This window comes from Arthrobacter sp. WCS2018Hpa-7 (assembly GCF_031843805.1).
In the GTDB taxonomy this organism is placed as follows: Bacteria; Actinomycetota; Actinomycetes; order Actinomycetales; family Micrococcaceae; genus Arthrobacter.
Genome location: NZ_JAVTJB010000020.1, coordinates 79,935 through 95,346 on the forward strand (window position 1 = coordinate 79,935; position 15,412 = coordinate 95,346).

Here is a 15,412-nt window from a genome sequence, read left to right on the forward strand (position 1 = left end):
CTTTGCGGCTACTATTAGTTCAGGTTTTTCTGTACTAAAAACCTTTGATGGCCCACGCTGGACCCCGCCGGGGGCATCAAACGACTATCCCTTTTTGACGGCGGGGGTGGAGGACCCAGAATCGGCAGCAAGTCTGCCTTGGGGTGAAGCCGTGATGTCGGTGGTCTGTTGGCCGCCGGGCACGGCCGGGCATTTTCCTTGGCCCGAACCCGACAGCTAACTTCGCAGGCGAACCGAAAGGATCCCCCTTTGCCTTCTGTATCCCCCCATGGCCGCCGCCGAAAACCAACCTCCGGATTCGCGCCCCGCACGGCCGCCCCGATGATGTCCACCACTGCAGGCCGTCACCGGCTCCTGCCAGAGGCAGAGGTGTGGGGGAGCCGGCGCAAACAGGTCACGGCTGCCGCCACACTGAGCGTGGCCGCGCTGTTGACTGCAGCGCTCACCGCGGCCCATGCCGGCCCGGCCCCCACCGGCACAGCTCCTGCCGTGCAGGCGCCGGGGACCGTCGCCGCCGGCGCGCCCGTCCAAGCCCCCGTGGGGGCTTCGATCAGTTATGAACGCCCGGCTGTCACCACAGAGCAGGCACCGTTGCCGGTACCGGCCAAGACCCCCATTGCTGCTGCTGGCGCGGCCGCGCCGACGACCCCGGCTGCCTCCCCGGCCCCCGCTGCGGCCCCGGCCGCTGCCGCGGCCCGGTTGGGGGCGCCGCTGGCCAGCATGTCGGTCAGTTCTCCGTTCGGTATCCGCACCAGCCCGATCTCGGGCACCGGGGAGCTGCACACCGGCCTGGACCTCGTGGCAGCCTGCCAGGTAGCGGTGTTCGCCGCCGGAGCCGGGACCGTCGTGGAGGCCGGATGGTCCTCCTACGGTGGCGGGAACAGGATTGTGGTGGACCACGGCAACGGCCTGAAGAGCACCTACAACCACCTCGCCGCCATCGAAACTTCCGTGGGCGCGACCGTAACCGCCGGCCAGCGGCTGGCCGCGGCCGGAACCACCGGCAACTCCACCGGCTGCCACCTGCACTTCGAGGTACTCCTGAACGGGCAGACCGTGAACCCGCAGGGATGGATGTAAGCCTCGCCCATCGCCTTGGTTGTCAGGGTCAGAGTCCTGATGTGCCCAGGAAGACGTGGCTGAAGGCGAAGAAGATGGTTGCGGCAACAGCTACGTAGAGCAGCGCGGTAATGATCCAGCCAAATTCGCCGACAACGCGGGCCGTGCCGGCGGGTACTTTGATGACTCCATGGGTGATGTTCCGGGCCGTGACCCAGACGAACAGGGGAATCATTGCCGCCCAGACAATCATGCAGAAGGGGCAGAGGATGTGGATCGAGTACAGGGCCTGGGACCACAGCCACACCACGAAGACAAACCCCAGCGTGACACCGGCCTGCAGCCCGGCCCAGTACCAGCGGGCGAACGTCGCCCCGGAAAGCAGCGCCATGCCCGTGGTGATGATGATGGCGAACGCCACGATCCCGATAAACATGTTGGGGAATCCGAAAACCGAACTCTGCCAGGTCTGCATGACCTGGCCGCAGGAAATCCAGGGATTGACGTCGCAGACCGTTTTATAGTCGGGGTCCTTGAGTACCTCGAGTTTCTCCAGGACCAAGGCGCCGGAGGCGAGCCAGCCGACGACACCGGTGATGACCAGCAGCCAGCCGAACGGTATGTCCCGGGTCATGCGGGGAATGTCCGGTCCCACCTCAGCTAAAGCAAGGTCACTGTAGGCGGGTTTCGCGTTCGCAGCAGATTTCGCGGTGCTGGTCATGGCTGTCGTCCTTTGGTTGGTTTCGTGGCGGCCCTGGTATTCATGATCCAGCAGCCGCGGTAGTGATCAGTGCCTTCAGGGTTCCTTTTTGAGAGATCCCCAGGATCCGGGCACTGACGCGGCCTTCAGTGTCCAGCACCAGAGTGGTGGGCACTGCACGGGGCGGAACGTACTCGGTCATGGCCAACAGGATTCCGCCGTCGCTGTCATCAAAGCTGGGATAGTCGACTTTGAAGGTCCGCTCGAAGGCTTCGGCCGTCGCGGCGTCGTCGCGGACGTTGACGCCGTAGAACAAGACGCCTTGGTCCTTGAACTCCGTGTGCAGGGCGGCCAGGTCCGGGGCCTCCACCCGGCAGGGTGCGCAGGCCGCGTACCAGAAATTGAGGACCATGACCTTGCCCGCCCAATCCTCGGCAGTAACCTTCTCCCCGTTGAAGAGCTGGCCCTCCAGGGACACCCGGGCGCCCCGTGACTCGGGCGGGTATTCGTTCACCGACCCGTCGCCGGCGATGTAGTTCTTGTCATCTCCGGCCTTGGCCTGCTCGGCCAGAACGTCCGGGCTTGTACAGCCGGCGAGAGCAAGCACTGCCGCGCCCAGGCCCAGGATGGTGCGGCGTTCGGGACGCCGGTGCGGCTCTGTTTGGTTGATCATGTCATTGGCCTTCGCTTTTCGTATCGTCGTGCTCGGGTCTGGGTGCTATACGGGCATCAGGAATGTCCCGGCCAGGTTCTGCAGCTGGTAGATCCACTGCACCCACAACCCGGAAACCATCAGGACGCCCAGGACGATCAGCATGACCGCGCCGCCGATGTTGACGGCACGGATGTGCTTGCGCACCACGGTCAGGACTTTAGAGACCCAGTTCAGGCCCAGGGCCACGAGGACGAAGGGGATTCCCAGGCCCAGGCAGTAGACAAAGGCCAGCAGTGCCCCGCGCCAGGCGCTTCCGGCGGTGACGCTCAGGCTGAGCACGGCACTGAGCGTTGGGCCCATGCAGGGGGTCCATCCCAGGCCGAAGACGACACCGAGCAGCGGGGCCCCGGAGAGCCCGCCGCGTCCGGGAACCTGAAATTTCCGGGTTTGCTGGAGCCAGGAAAACCGTCCGAGCAGGACCAGGCCCATGATGATGACCACGATGCCCAGCCCTCTCATGAGCGGGTCCTGCCAGCGGAGCAGCCAGGATCCGATGGCTCCAAAGGCCGCACCATAGAGGGTGAAAACGGCGCCGAAGCCCAGAATGAACAATGCCACCCCTGACAGGACCCGCCTTCTGTTCCGAGGCTGGGTCGGGTCCGTGAGCCCGGAGACGAAGCCCAGATAGCCGGGCACCAGCGGTAGGATGCACGGGGAAAGGAAAGACACCAACCCCGCCACGGCCGCCAGGGGCAACGCCAGAACCAGAGCCCCGGAAGTCACCGTCGAGGCAAAGTACTCGCCAATGTCCAACGTCTCAGTGCTCTTCCTGCGGCGCTGCAGGGCTGCGCATGGACCCCAGAACCAGCAGACCTACTCCGCCGACGACGAAGACATCGGCAAGGTTGAAGGTCGGGAACCACCCGGTGTGCAGGTAGTCAACGACGCCTGCCCCGTCCATCCGGTCCACCAGATTCCCCAATGCCCCGCCGAGAAGGAAAACGGCCCCGGCGCGGGACAGTCGGCCGAACCGGGGGGCCGCACGGTACAGGAACACCGCCAGCACGGCCACGATCAGTGTCGTCGCCGCGACGACAATCCACGGGGACAGGCTTGCTCCGAGGCTGAAGGCGACACCGGTGTTGTAGGCAAGCCGGAGATTGAACAGGCCGAAGTCCAGGACCCGGCCATCGGCCATGGTCACCACGACGAGGGTCTTGGCCAGCAGGTCCATGGCTGCCAGGGCAACGGCACCGAGCCCGAGGAGAGCTCTGCGTGTGCGTAGCTGTATTGGTGTGGTGCTCATGCAGAAACCCGGGCCGTGCGTACTGATTCCGGCTGGAGGTAGCCGGAGGGCCGTGCCTTAATGCGGCCAGCACGGACGCCGTTGGCGATCACGACAATTTCGGCAAGCTCGTGGATGAGGACCACGGCCGCCAGGCCGAGCGCCCCGACCAGTGCCAGGGGGATCAGCACGGCGATCAGCAGTAGGGACAGGCCCACATTCTGGAGCATGATGGCCCTGGTCCTGCGTGCATGCTCGAGGACCTGAGGCAGGTGGTTCAGGTCCTCGCCCATCAGGGCGATGTCCGCGGTTTCGATTGCGACGTCGGTCCCCATCGCGCCCATCGCGATCCCGGTGTCAGCAGTCGCCAGGGCCGGGGCGTCGTTCACGCCGTCACCTACCATGGCGGTAGGCTGCCGCGTCTGGAGGGTGCGGATGATCTCGGCCTTGTCCTCGGGGCGCAGGTCGGCGTGGACTTCGGTGATGCCCGCGGCTTCGCCAAGGGCGGTGGCAGTGATGAGGTTGTCACCGGTGAGCATGGCCGTCGTGTACCCGGAGGCGGTGAGCCGGGCAATGACCGAGGAGGCTTCGGGGCGCAGCTCGTCACGGACCGCGACTGCGCCGATGACCTGTCCGTCGTCCTCGATAAGCACGGCCGTGGCACCTGCGTGCTGCATCCGCTCGACCTCGGCGGTCAGGGGGCCGGCGCCGATCCAGCCCGGGCGGCCGAGCCGGACGGTCCTGCCCTCCAGCCGGCCTTCCAGACCTGCGCCGGGGACGGTGTCCACGTCGGTGACGGGCGCGCGTTCCGCTGAGGCGGCGAGGATGGCGCGGGCGAGCGGGTGCTCGCTGCGGGCCTCGAGTCCGGCCGCGAGGGCGAGCACCTGCTCCCGGGTAGCGGAGCCGGTGGCCGCGACGTCGATCACGGCGGGCTTGTTCCGGGTCAGGGTGCCGGTCTTGTCCAAAGCGATGGTGCGGATTCTGCCGAGGGTTTCCAGGGCGCCTCCGCCTTTGATGAGGACACCGATACGGGAGGCCGCACCGACGGAGGCAACGACCGTAACTGGCACGGAGATTGCCAGGGCACAGGGAGAGGCTGCGACGAGGACGACCAGAGCCCGTTCGAACCACAGCAGCGGTTCGCCGACGATGAAGCCGAAGATGATGATCAGGGCCGCGGTAATAAGGATCCCTGGGACGAGTTTCTTGGCGATGTTGTCGGCGAGGCGTTGGCCGGGACCCTTGCGGGACTGTTCGGCTTCGACGATGTGCACGATCCTTGCCAGGGAGTTGTTCTCGGCTGTGCTGGTGATCTCGACCTCCAGCGGGCCGGTGCCGTTGATGGAGCCGGCGTAAACTTCGGACCCGGGCCCGGCCTCGACGGGCACGGATTCTCCGGTCAGCGCGGAGGTGTCCAGTGAGGTGCGCCCGGTGATGATCCGGCCGTCGGTGGCCAGCCGTTCACCTGGGCGGACGATCATCCGGTCTCCGGGGGTCAGCTCGGCCGGGGCTACCGTGATTTCGGTGCCGTCGCGCAGCACGGTCGCTTCTGCCGGGACCAGGTCCAGCAGTGCCCGCAGGCCGCGCCTGGTTTTGGCGAGCGAGTATTCCTCCAGCCCTTCGGAGATCGCGTAGAGGAAAGCCAGCATGGCTGCTTCCTCGAACTGTCCCAGTGCGACCGCGCCGGCCGCGGCGATCGTCATCAGGGTGCCGACCCCGATCCTGCCCTTGACCAGCCGGCGGAGGGTGGAAGGCACGAACGTCCACGCAGCCACCAGCAGCGCGGCGACTTCCAGCGGCAGGCGCAGCCACTCCGGTGCCCCGGTCAGGGACGCGATCCAGCCAGCCAGAAGCAGCACACCGGAGACGGCGGACGCGCGAATTTCGCTTACCTGCCAGAACCCGACCTTTTCCTCCGCTTCTTCGGCGTCGCCGGTTTCGGGCTTGTCATCGCTGCATCCGCAGGCGTCGCTCATTGTGCGTTCTCCTTCGTCAGGGGGGATCCGGTACTGCCGGTGCCGTAGTTCGGGCACAAGCTGACCGCATTGCCGGTGGCGGCAAGCAGGATCTCAGCCTGGGCGAGCATGTCCATCAATTCCGGCCGGGACAGCGAGTAGAATACGCTGCGGCCCTGCACCCGGCCTTCGACCAGACCGCAGTCCCGCAAGCACGCCACGTGCGCCGAAACCGTCGACTGGGCCAAGCCCAGCTTCCCGGTAAGGTCACTGACCCGCACCTCACCGCCGGCCATCAGCTTCACAATGGCCAACCGGGTGGGGTCACCTAGGGAATGAAACAGCGCGGCCGCAGGGTCGAGTCGGCCGCAGTTGTCCACGGAATCGCCAAATTGCATCGTCATTTGGCGATGATAGCACGTATTTATGATGTTATCGTTAATGCCACTATTGCTATGACTCCGTAGCGCACCTTTGGCCCTGATCAACGATCAGGACTTCCTGAACCATCCTGACGTGGCTCGGGGCCATAGGCGGCATGGAGGTCGCTCTCTGGCCTCGTGGATACCGAGACCCCTACTGGTGGTGCTGGGCTTGTTCTTTTCCGAGTGGGCCCGCCCGAAGGAGTCGTAGCCGAAAGGAAGCATGAGTATCAGTAGCGAAAGCCAGGGGGCACGGGCATCGGACCTGACGGCCGTCGCCCAGGATTACCTGAAGTTGATCTGGACAGCGATGGAGTGGTCCGACGAACCGGTCACGGTGGGCTTTGTTGCGGAGCGCCTGGGAATCAGCGCCTCGACCGCTTCCGAAGGCATCCGGAAGTACACGACGCAGGGGTTGCTGACGCACGCCCGCTACGGCGGAGTGGAACTGACCCGGACCGGTGAGGAGTATGCGCTGGCGATGGTCCGCAGGCACCGGCTTTTGGAGACGTTCCTCGTCGAAAACCTCGGCTACCGCTGGGACGAAGTCCATCATGAGGCTGAGGTGCTCGAGCACGCAGTCTCGGATACCTTCATCGCCAGGATCGATGCACTTCTTGGCCACCCGCGGCACGATCCACACGGCGATCCGATCCCATTGCCGGGCGAACATCTGGACCGGGCCGTCGCGGTGCCGTTGAGCGAGGTGCGGCCCGGGGATGCTGTGGTCATTCGGCGGGTCTCGGATGAGAGCGCCGAGATGCTCCGCTACTTCGCCGAACATGGCCTCATCCCGGGCACGCAACTCATCGTCGGTGAACGCAAGGCCTTCGCAGCCGGGATACCTGTTCGTCTCGCTGGGTCCGGGAAGAACGTCGCCCTTGGCGCCGAGGCAGCAGCGGCCCTCTGGGTAGAGCCCGTGGCCCAAGGTTAGGACGGGCATGGCTTTCGGGCCCGGTCTCAGGATTGGCCGCTGAGGGTCAGCGTGATGAGGACGATGTTGAGTCCGACGATCAAGGTGGCGCTGGTCCAGCCGGCGATCTTCAGGGCTTTGCCATCGGCGTGGATGCCCATCACGTCACGTTTGCCGGTGAGCCGGATCAACGGGATCAAAGCAAAGGGGATGCCGAAACTGAGCAGCACCTGGCTTAGCACCAGCGCCAGGGTCGGTTCGATACCTGCTCCCAGAACGATCAGCGCCGGAATAAGGGTAATGACCCGGCGCGTCAGCAACGGGGTCCGGACCTTCAAGAGCCCGCCCATGATCGTCGCACCGGCGTAGCAACCCACCGACGTCGAGGCCAACCCCGAGGCCAGCAAACCGACGGCGAAAATGACACCGATGGCCGGGCCCAGTGCCGAGGTCACCGCAGCGTGGGCCCCGTCGATGGTGTCCGTTCCCTCGATGCCGCGCAGACTGGACGCCGCCAGCAGCAGCATTGATATGTTCACCACACCCGCGAGCAGCAAAGCCCCCACGACGTCGAAGCGGGTGGCCCGGATCAGACGGGTCCGCACTGCAGGATCCTCGGAGAAACCGTGGCGGTCCCGGGCCAGGGCCGAGTGCAGGTAGATCGCATGCGGCATGACCGTAGCTCCGAGCATGCTCGCCGCCAGCAGGACCGTGTCGGTGCCCTCAAAACGAGGCACCAACCCAGCCAACGCGCTTCCACCGTCCGGCGGGTTGACGAACAATCCGGACATGAACCCTACGGCGATGACTCCCAGGAGCACCATGATCGCGTATTCAAAGGAACGCTGGCCCCGGTGGGACTGCAACGCCAGCAGCAGCATGGACGCCACGCCGATGATGACACCGCCAGCCAACAGCGGAAGGCCGAACAGCAGGTTCAGGGCGACCGCGCCGCCGATCACCTCGGCCATGTCCGTGGCACCAGCGACGATCTCAGCCTGCGCCCAGTACAGCCGCCGCCGTTTCGTGCCCAGGCGCTTGCCCAAAATTTCGGGAAGGCTCATCCCCGTGGCCAGCCCCAGCTTCGCCGACTGATACTGCACGAGGACGGCCATGGCGTTTGCCACCACCAGAACCCACACCAGCAGATACCCGTAGTTCGCACCCGCGGTGAGGTTCGCGGCCACGTTGCCAGGATCCACGTAGGCGATCGCGGCAACGAAGGCAGGGCCAAGCAACAGGAGCCGGGACCAGACCTTGCGGGGTGTGGGGCGGGTTTCAAGGGTGGATGCAGCCATCGTCGTTCCTCATCATCGGGGCATTCTGTTATGAGAATAGAGGAAAGTTAGGTGTACCGAAAAGTAGCTATTAGGGATGCCGATAAAATCTGCCTTTTGTCGGTCTGTCATGCGGGGGCCGGCCAGGACTTAAGCGCTGGGGGATGGAGCTCAGGCCACACACTCTTCGGTAAGGAAGTGCGAGCCGGAATGGACGTGCGGACTATCCCGAACCGCCAAAGGCCTCGACTGCAAGAGTCTCCGCCAGTATCAGCTCAACGGAGGATCCTCGGCGGAACGGTCAACGTGGTGCCTCCAACCGTTGAGGGCCGAGGGCCCCTGATGGGACGGCGGTGGTGACAGATTGGATTCCCTTTCAGGCCCGCTACCTTTGGCCTCACGTCGCGACTCCGCCGGGCGCACATGAGGGTTGCCTGGGCCAGGTACACGGTTGGATTCCTCGGTGGATGGCTGCGCCGAGGGGCTGGTCGGGATGGATTCAAGGGTGGGTTGCCTGCGCGGATCCGACGGAATGCCCGCGTGGGGGGCTGACGCACAGGCTTGGGTGACCGCTTGAACAGGGATGGCAGTGAGACCACGAATAGCCATCTCTCTGTCGCACGGCCATGACAGGGCTGGTGGTCTGGAAGTGAGCTGTGGCCGGGAGGCGACTCGCCCGGCCACAGCTACTGGCTTCCTGGCCTATTGTGTGGTGCTGCTTCGGCGGCGGTTCTTCACGACGCCAAGGATGACGTCAAAGACCATGAAGGCCAGGAGGCTGATGCCCAGGAGCGGGACCGCGATCCCTACCCCGATGGCGGCGATCGCAACCCCGGCGGTCAGCGGCCATGGCGCCGTGCGGAGGAAGGTCCGGCCCGGGTGGCGGCCCGCGGCCCAGGATGGGCCCTTGGTGGGGCGGCGCTTCCACCACATGAGATAGCCGCCGAGGACGCTGGTTGCCAGTCCAAGGGCGACGATGACCAGCACGAGTTGGTTGGCCAGGCCGAACAGTACCCCCATGTGGCCGTCGATGCCCCAGCGGGTTAGCTTCGCGGCCAGGCTGAAGTCTTCAAAGACGAGTTTGCCGCTGATGGACATAGTTGTAGGGTCCACGGCAACAGCGTCGGCCTGGGTGGGCCAGGACCTGTCGATCTCGGTGACTGTCCAGGCGGTGCCTGCTTTGGCCGGTGGCTTGATCTCGACCCTGCCTGCGTTGATGAGGGGGTCTTGACGGGCTGCGGCGAGGACGTGGTCGTACACGGTGGGATCGGTCGCGGTAGCGGTGGATCCGCCATGGCTTTGGCCGTGGTCGTGCTCACCGGCGGGCGGGGTAGCCGCAGCCGGGCTCAGTGCGGTGGGGAGCTTGGGTGTGGTCCAGTCCAGGGATGATCGTACGTTGGAGATGTTGTCCCCGGCGAATTGGGACCAGGTCAACCCGGTGGCCGAGAGGAACAGAAATCCGAGGATAAGAACCGCACCGCCGGTCCCATGGATCTTGGCCAGCCGGGCCCTGCTGAACTTCCCCTTACGGGCAGCCGTCACGGGACCTGTAGCAGCCTTCCTGGCCGGCTTTTGGCGGCGTGGTTTGGTGAGCCAGAGAACCAGGCCGGCCAGTGCGATGACCCACAGCCAGGACGCGGCCAGTTCGCTGTAGATGCGCCCCAAGTCGCCAAGATGGAGGTTACGGTGGAGCTGGTCGATCCAGGTTCTGAACGGCAGGACACCGGAGGTGCCGTAGACGGTCAGGTCCCCGCGGACTTCCGCGTTGGCCGGGTTGATGAAGATCGCCCGGGATTCGGATTCGCCCAGTGACGGGTCAGCGAACATGACGCGGGTGGTGTCCCCGGGCATGGGTGCCGGCCGGACAGCGGAGGGCTGTTGGTCCCCAACGACTTGCTGCGCGGCACGGATCTGCTCAGCCAGCGGCACGGAGGTCTGTGAGACGGGGACGTGGAGTTCCTTGTCGTAAATCGTTTCTTCCATTGCCGGGGTCAGTGCGTAGAGAGCACCGGATAGGGCAGCGATGAGCAGGAACGGGCCGACGAAAACACCGGCGTAGAAGTGCAGGCGGCTGATCAGTGCCCTCAAGGGCCCGGCGGGTCGTTTACCTGCCGGTTGGGGCGGGGCCCCGGCAGGGGTGCCGGGTTCGGTGGTGATGGTGCTTGTCATGAAGTTGTTCTTCCTCGAACGTGTTCCCGGCTGGTCTGCGTGACCGGGACCGGAGCTTAGTGAAGGGGTGTTTGCAGCACTCCAGACCCGGCCACGCCGGGCAGGGTTGGTTACTGCTTGCGTGCTGGTTTAGGTGAAGAGCTGTTCGCCGATGAATCCGCCGGGTTCACATCCGGGGGGAATGGCGAACACGGCCGATCCAATGGGTGTTGTCCATTCGTTCAGCAAGTCCAATTCGTCCAGCCGGCGCTGGATCGGCACGAACTGCCGGTCCACGTCCGCCTGGTAGGAGACGAAGAGCAGCCCGGAATCCGATACAGTCCCGGCGGTGGGGGCTGCGTCGTAGTTGAAGGCCCGCCGGAAAATCCGTTGGGTTTCATCCTCCGGTCGTGCACGGCGCATGTGGGAGAACTCCGCGATCACTGGAAACCCCACAGGATTGACTGCGGTAAAGTCCGGTTCGTCATGTTCGCTGTCCCCGGTCAGGGGAGCCCCGTTTGAGAGCTTGCGTCCCACGGATTCCTCCCGGCCGGAGCGATCAAGTTCGTCCCATTTGTCCAGGTTCATACTGATTCTCCGGATGACCAGTGAGGTGCCGTTCTCGGTCCAGGCAGGGATCTGCCCATGGCCGTAGACGACCTTCTCGAAGCTTTCCGTACCTGGTGACGGGTTGGTGGTCCCGTCGACCTGGCCAAAGAGATTGCGCATGGTCGTTCCGGGCTTCTCGGTGCCGTAGGCACGGCGGAATCCCGTTTGCGCCCACCGGACGGTGGTGAAGCTACGACTGTCCTTGAGTAGCATCCGCTGAGCGTGTGCCACAGTCAGCGGATCGTCCGCGCAAATCTGCAACAACAGATCCCCGCCGGTGAACTCCGGCACGAGCCTGTCGACGGAGAACGCCGGAAGGTCCTTTAACCACAACGGACTGCGGGCCGGGGCAACCGTATCGATGATCCCGGGGCCGAACCCGAAGGTCACCGTCAACCGGGCCGGACGCAGGGCAAGTTCCCCCTCTGTGTCCGCCAACGCAGCCTTGCCTTGGGTCAGGTTGGCCGCGTCATCGCTTAGGAGCTTCAGGAGTGCCTTGACCCGTCGAGCCGTGGTCCCGGGCTGCAGGTCCAGCGCGATGAACACGCCGTGCGCCTGAGCCCCGGTGCTAACCCCTGCTTGTCTGGACCCGTGAAACGGAACCGTCTCTGAACCGTTGACGTCCAGGGCAGGGCTGGCGCCGGGGGTGGTGCCGGAGCTGGCCAACTGGGCCCCGGCAGCGGCCAAGGCGCCGAGGCCTGCGGCAGCGCCACCAAATAGAAGGTGACGCCGCCGTACCCCCGTGCCCTGCGGTTCGGGGCGGTCAGTATGAGCGGACACTAGTTCGACGGCCCCGGTGTTGCGGACTCACTGTGGCTGTGGTCCGCCGAGTCGTGCCCGGACGGGGTGCTTTCCCCGGAGCTGTAGTTCTCGTTCGCTCCGGTGAAATCCTTGCCCTGCGCGGTGAAGGCCACCGCTCCGCCGTCGGAGGTTTTCAATTCAAAGCTGACTTCGTCCCCGGCCAGAACCGGCTTGGACAGACCCATGAGCATGATGTGGTTGCCGCCAGGTTCAAGTGTCAGTTCACCCCTGGCCGGCACCGTGAAGCCGCCCTGTTTGGCTTGCATCTGCATGGTGCCGTTGGCGCCCATGATGGTTTCGTGAAGTTCCGCCATGGGCGATGCCGGCGTGCTGACACTCACGACCGTCACGTCCTTGTCGGTTGTGTTGCGGATAGTTCCGAACGCGGCGGACATCCCCGAATCGGCTGCCTTGACCCACGGCTCTGACACGGTCAGTACGGGGGCGCCCTGGCTGGCTGACACTGCAGGAGATGATGCCGGGGCAGTGCCTTGGGCGCAACCGGTCAAGGCAATCACGGCGGCGGCGACAATGGAAAGGACAGGGTAAGGATTCTTCTTGGACACGATGGTGCTCCTGACGGAGTTGGCCCACGGCCGGACGCACGAGCGGTTCCGGCCACGGGGTCATTAGTAGTTTGGTGTGGCGTTTAGTCGCTGTTGGACGCGGCTCTGCGGCCGCGGAGGATGAAACCCCAGAGCAAATACAAGCCCAAGCCCGCGGCAGCCCCGATACCGGCAGCAACCAGCCATCCCGGCAGAGCGATTGCCGGGTTGTTGCTCGCAGCAGCAGCATCGGCTTCTGTCTGGATCACTGGATCGGCAGGGCCGGAGGCGGCGCCTGGGGCCGGGACGGAGCCAAGTTTCGCGTCGGCTCCAACCAGGAACGAGTAACTGCCGTTGATCGGGTGCCCGTCGCTGGAAACTACCCGCCAACGAACCTGGTACTCGCCAGGCGGAAGGTCCGCTGCCAAGGGCTGGGTCAGCGTCTCCCGCGCCAGAACCGGCTCGCTCTGGACCCAGTTCTTCGACGCGGCATCGACTACACGGATTTCGTGGCCGATCTTCAACAAGGGTGCACTGAATCGTAAAGCGACACTCGATGGCGCCTCGGGCAGCCGTTCATTAGTGCCGGGGGTTGACGAGGCCAACACGTCATGGGCGGAAGCTGATGGTGCGCCAACCAAGGCCAAACCAAGGCAGAGCAGCACGGCCAGCAGCAGGGAATACCTGCCGCGTTCAGGGATCCGCCACGAAAAAGAATGCAAAGAATAACTTGCCATGGCTGCTTCCCGCCCCGCGACCGCCCTCGGCGGGCGGGGCTAAGTGGGTGGTGAAGGCGCTGAGCGCCTAGGACACGACGGGAAGCAGCGGCGGGCCTCGGTGCCGCATGACCAGCAGCGGGACGCCCAGGTTGCGCAGCGGCCGCACCTGCCAGCTCGCTGGATTGAATGGTGCCCCCGGTGTCACGGCCAAGGGGTGGAAGAGTGGCAGGAACGGAACCAACTGGAGCCGCAACGCTTGGATCAAACGCACGGCAGTTACTTCCCCGTGCCGGAGTACAGCAATGGTCAACAGGGCGGCCACGGCGTGGCCAGCCCACATCATCGGCGAGGAATGATCCAGCGAGCCAGTGCTGACGGCCTGGTCAGCGAGCATCGTCGGGGCCGCATGACTGGCGTGCCCCGAAGAGGGAGCCATGGCAGTCATCGTGTGGGAAGGGCTAAGACTGAACAAAGCATGGAAGAGCCCCTGGCTCAACACAACGGCAGTGCACAGTCGCCATAACGACAGGGAACGGCCCGCCAAGGCCGTGCACACAAACCCAGACAAGGCCAGCGACAACAAAAGCACAGCCGTATCCGGGGACGAACCACCGGCGATGACGTGTGAGAACGCAGCGATGCCTGTCGAAGCGAAGGCCGCAGCCCAGCCACGCACCAGACGCACGCCACGACCAGTCATCATCTCCGCTTCCATCTCTGTACAACCCGAACGAGTCGCGGTCACATCAATCCGCCGCCCATTCTACTTCTACCCAGCGTCGAAAGAGTAAGCCCTGGCATACCTCCTTGTCTGAAATGATGAGCCGGCACCGATCAACCTTGAATTCATCACACCATGCAGAACACATGGAGCCGGAATGTCCTTGACGGGTTCGCTAGAGCACCTTCAAGTGGCCGACGAGGCCAAGACCAACCCACTCCACGGGACCGCCGAATGCCCCATCAATAGGCGCATAGGGCGCGTCACTGCCCGGAGGACTTGACGAAGTCCAGTGAATATAGCCGTCCCACTTGGGCTCGCAGTAGGAAGCGCCTGGGAGCGCGTGAGAACCAGGGAGATCCTTGACGAGTTTCGCCAGGGCAACAGCAACCGGTGGTTGCAGTGCCCTCGGAATGGACTCGTCCATGCGCCCAGCCTAAAGGACCAGAACCCGAACGGACCTTCGCTGCGCTTCGGCCTGCAAAAGCCGCTTTTTGCCTTACATGTGGCTGGGTTGTTCTCCGTACAAGGCCACTGATCGTAGCCGTCCGGGGGCCCGACCCGTCAACCCACGCAACCGGGCAATCCCACGCGGTCGCTGCGCTCCCTTATTTCGCGGGATTCCCCTGTCACTCTTCGGGGTTGACGGCCCACCCTCGACCGGCTGCGACGTGGGGGCCTCGCACGGCGGGGCAGGAAGGAGGTGGCTACATGAGCATCGACGAAGCGATCAAGCTCGCGACTTCGGTCGTGAGCTTGATGACAGCTGTCATCGCTCTACTCTCCATGCGGAACGCGCGCTTAAAGAGCAAACGCTCCCGAGCTGCAACTCGGAAGCGTAAGCGTAAAGCAAGGAAGTAGGTGTAGCTACGAAACCCGGTGGTCGTGACCGCAAGGTTGCGGCCACCGGCTCCTTCTCAGACTAAGTCCTACTCAACGATAAGGAAACCCTCATGGAACCACTGGACATCGCGAACTTCGTTCTCTCGCTCACAGCCCTGGGAGCGGCGATCATGGCGTACCGTGCCATCTCCAAGGTCCTCAAGGGCGACGGCAGCTAGACCGGAACGGGGCGGGCTGCCACACGGCGGCCCGCCCCTACCGGGCAGGCTCGTCCTTCGGTCCTTCGGTCCTTCGGCCCTTCAGCCCTGTCGTTCGTGATGCGCCCGATGGTCGCAGCGATCGCCCGCACGGCCTCCGGATCTTCGGCCCAAGAACGCCCATTGCGGCTACAGGCACGCAACGACGTCACCTTGGACGCCGCGGCAGTCTGGCGCAGTTCTGCCCAAGCGGCCTCCAGATCGGCCGATTCAGCAACCGTCAGCGGCTTGCGTTCCTCAACCGCCGGCACATCCACGGACGGCTCCGTGGCTTTCCTGCGCCAGCTAAGAATGTCTCGCAGTCCCCCGGTCCCCACCCCTCCTTCTGACATAAGTGTCCCGCCTGGGATTGGGGGAAACCAGGCGGGACAGGTTCACCGTACCAACCCAGTCTGACAAGACCTGGGGAGACGCATGCTCGCGGGGCTCGCACCCTTTTGGGCGTCCACTCCGCTTCGCTCCGTGGCCGGCTGTTGGGCCCGGTCCCGACGTCGCAGAGCTCC

General features: G+C 64.7%; 16 protein-coding genes and 1 riboswitch. Of the genes, 2 read left to right on the plus strand and 14 right to left on the minus strand.

Annotated features, from left to right (window positions below):
* The first annotated feature begins 71 nt into the window (after positions 1-71).
* Positions 72-245, plus strand: a riboswitch (cyclic di-AMP (ydaO/yuaA leader).
* Positions 246-249: 4 nt separating this feature from the next.
* On the plus strand, positions 250-1,080 hold the full coding sequence (locus RQH14_RS18490) for a M23 family metallopeptidase (protein ID WP_311214595.1): 831 nt from the start codon (positions 250-252) through the stop codon (positions 1,078-1,080).
* A gap of 28 nt (positions 1,081-1,108) precedes the next feature.
* Here RQH14_RS18490 and RQH14_RS18495 read toward each other — a convergent pair whose 3' ends face one another.
* The 6 genes from RQH14_RS18495 to RQH14_RS18520 are packed head-to-tail and all read right to left on the minus strand — an operon-like array spanning position 1,109 to position 6,058.
* On the minus strand, positions 1,109-1,780 hold the full coding sequence (locus tag RQH14_RS18495; RefSeq protein ID WP_311214596.1) for a vitamin K epoxide reductase family protein: 672 nt from the start codon (positions 1,778-1,780) through the stop codon (positions 1,109-1,111).
* Positions 1,781-1,820: 40 nt separating this feature from the next.
* Positions 1,821-2,432 (minus strand): TlpA disulfide reductase family protein, encoded by a 612-nt coding sequence (locus tag RQH14_RS18500; RefSeq protein ID WP_311214597.1) that lies wholly within the window; start codon positions 2,430-2,432, stop codon positions 1,821-1,823.
* 45 nt (positions 2,433-2,477) lie between these two features.
* A complete protein-coding gene (locus tag RQH14_RS18505) occupies positions 2,478-3,227 on the minus strand; it encodes a cytochrome c biogenesis protein CcdA (RefSeq protein WP_311214598.1) in 750 nt (249 codons plus the stop codon).
* 4 nt (positions 3,228-3,231) lie between these two features.
* On the minus strand, positions 3,232-3,720 hold the full coding sequence (lspA, locus tag RQH14_RS18510; protein ID WP_311214599.1) for a signal peptidase II: 489 nt from the start codon (positions 3,718-3,720) through the stop codon (positions 3,232-3,234).
* Positions 3,717-5,675 carry a cation-translocating P-type ATPase gene (locus tag RQH14_RS18515; protein WP_311214600.1) on the minus strand — a complete coding sequence of 653 codons (1,959 nt, stop codon included), beginning with the start codon at positions 5,673-5,675 and terminating at the stop codon, positions 3,717-3,719. Before RQH14_RS18515 ends, lspA begins: the two co-directional genes overlap by 4 nt.
* Positions 5,672-6,058 (minus strand): metalloregulator ArsR/SmtB family transcription factor, encoded by a 387-nt coding sequence (locus RQH14_RS18520; RefSeq protein ID WP_311214601.1) that lies wholly within the window; start codon positions 6,056-6,058, stop codon positions 5,672-5,674. Before RQH14_RS18520 ends, RQH14_RS18515 begins: the two co-directional genes overlap by 4 nt.
* Positions 6,059-6,299: 241 nt before the next feature.
* Between RQH14_RS18520 and RQH14_RS18525 the strand changes: the two genes are divergently transcribed.
* Entirely contained in the window at positions 6,300-7,010 is a 711-nt protein-coding gene (locus RQH14_RS18525; protein WP_311214602.1) for a metal-dependent transcriptional regulator, read from the plus strand.
* 26 nt (positions 7,011-7,036) lie between these two features.
* On the opposite strand, the gene RQH14_RS18530 is transcribed toward RQH14_RS18525, so the two are convergent.
* The 8 genes from RQH14_RS18530 to RQH14_RS18565 form a co-directional block, all read right to left on the minus strand.
* Positions 7,037-8,287: an Nramp family divalent metal transporter gene (locus tag RQH14_RS18530; protein ID WP_311214603.1), complete on the minus strand. Its 1,251-nt coding sequence runs from the start codon at positions 8,285-8,287 to the stop codon at positions 7,037-7,039.
* 681 nt (positions 8,288-8,968) lie between these two features.
* Positions 8,969-10,435 carry a PepSY-associated TM helix domain-containing protein gene (locus RQH14_RS18535; RefSeq protein ID WP_311214604.1) on the minus strand — a complete coding sequence of 489 codons (1,467 nt, stop codon included), beginning with the start codon at positions 10,433-10,435 and terminating at the stop codon, positions 8,969-8,971.
* A 129-nt stretch (positions 10,436-10,564) separates the two neighbouring features.
* The gene (locus RQH14_RS18540; RefSeq protein ID WP_311214605.1) at positions 10,565-11,803 is read right to left on the minus strand and encodes a Dyp-type peroxidase; all 1,239 of its coding nucleotides are present in this window, start codon (positions 11,801-11,803) and stop codon (positions 10,565-10,567) included.
* Positions 11,803-12,390: a copper chaperone PCu(A)C gene (locus tag RQH14_RS18545; protein ID WP_311214606.1), complete on the minus strand. Its 588-nt coding sequence runs from the start codon at positions 12,388-12,390 to the stop codon at positions 11,803-11,805. The genes RQH14_RS18540 and RQH14_RS18545 overlap by 1 nt, the downstream gene beginning before the upstream one ends.
* A gap of 83 nt (positions 12,391-12,473) precedes the next feature.
* On the minus strand, positions 12,474-13,106 hold the full coding sequence (locus RQH14_RS18550; RefSeq protein ID WP_311214607.1) for a copper resistance protein CopC: 633 nt from the start codon (positions 13,104-13,106) through the stop codon (positions 12,474-12,476).
* A 67-nt stretch (positions 13,107-13,173) separates the two neighbouring features.
* On the minus strand, positions 13,174-13,791 hold the full coding sequence (locus RQH14_RS18555) for a hypothetical protein (RefSeq protein ID WP_311214608.1): 618 nt from the start codon (positions 13,789-13,791) through the stop codon (positions 13,174-13,176).
* A gap of 193 nt (positions 13,792-13,984) precedes the next feature.
* Positions 13,985-14,236 (minus strand): hypothetical protein, encoded by a 252-nt coding sequence (locus tag RQH14_RS18560; RefSeq protein WP_311214609.1) that lies wholly within the window; start codon positions 14,234-14,236, stop codon positions 13,985-13,987.
* A 630-nt stretch (positions 14,237-14,866) separates the two neighbouring features.
* Positions 14,867-15,166, minus strand: a complete 300-nt coding sequence (locus tag RQH14_RS18565; protein WP_311214610.1) for a hypothetical protein — start codon at positions 15,164-15,166, stop codon at positions 14,867-14,869.
* Positions 15,167-15,412 lie beyond the last annotated feature (246 nt).

Excerpts from the sequence above, each read along its gene's own strand:
- RQH14_RS18495 (WP_311214596.1), bottom strand. The coding sequence starts at position 1,780 with ATGACCAGCACCGCGAAATCTGCTGCGAACGCGAAACCCGCCTACAGT.
- RQH14_RS18500 (WP_311214597.1), bottom strand. The coding sequence starts at position 2,432 with ATGATCAACCAAACAGAGCCGCACCGGCGTCCCGAACGCCGCACCATC.
- RQH14_RS18525 (WP_311214602.1), top strand. The coding sequence starts at position 6,300 with ATGAGTATCAGTAGCGAAAGCCAGGGGGCACGGGCATCGGACCTGACG.
- RQH14_RS18530 (WP_311214603.1), bottom strand. The coding sequence starts at position 8,287 with ATGGCTGCATCCACCCTTGAAACCCGCCCCACACCCCGCAAGGTCTGG.
- RQH14_RS18515 (WP_311214600.1), bottom strand. The coding sequence starts at position 5,675 with ATGAGCGACGCCTGCGGATGCAGCGATGACAAGCCCGAAACCGGCGAC.
- RQH14_RS18555 (WP_311214608.1), bottom strand. The coding sequence starts at position 13,791 with ATGATGACTGGTCGTGGCGTGCGTCTGGTGCGTGGCTGGGCTGCGGCC.
- RQH14_RS18550 (WP_311214607.1), bottom strand. The coding sequence starts at position 13,106 with ATGGCAAGTTATTCTTTGCATTCTTTTTCGTGGCGGATCCCTGAACGC.
- RQH14_RS18535 (WP_311214604.1), bottom strand. The coding sequence starts at position 10,435 with ATGACAAGCACCATCACCACCGAACCCGGCACCCCTGCCGGGGCCCCG.
- lspA (WP_311214599.1), bottom strand. The coding sequence starts at position 3,720 with ATGAGCACCACACCAATACAGCTACGCACACGCAGAGCTCTCCTCGGG.
- RQH14_RS18520 (WP_311214601.1), bottom strand. The coding sequence starts at position 6,058 with ATGACGATGCAATTTGGCGATTCCGTGGACAACTGCGGCCGACTCGAC.
- RQH14_RS18560 (WP_311214609.1), bottom strand. The coding sequence starts at position 14,236 with ATGGACGAGTCCATTCCGAGGGCACTGCAACCACCGGTTGCTGTTGCC.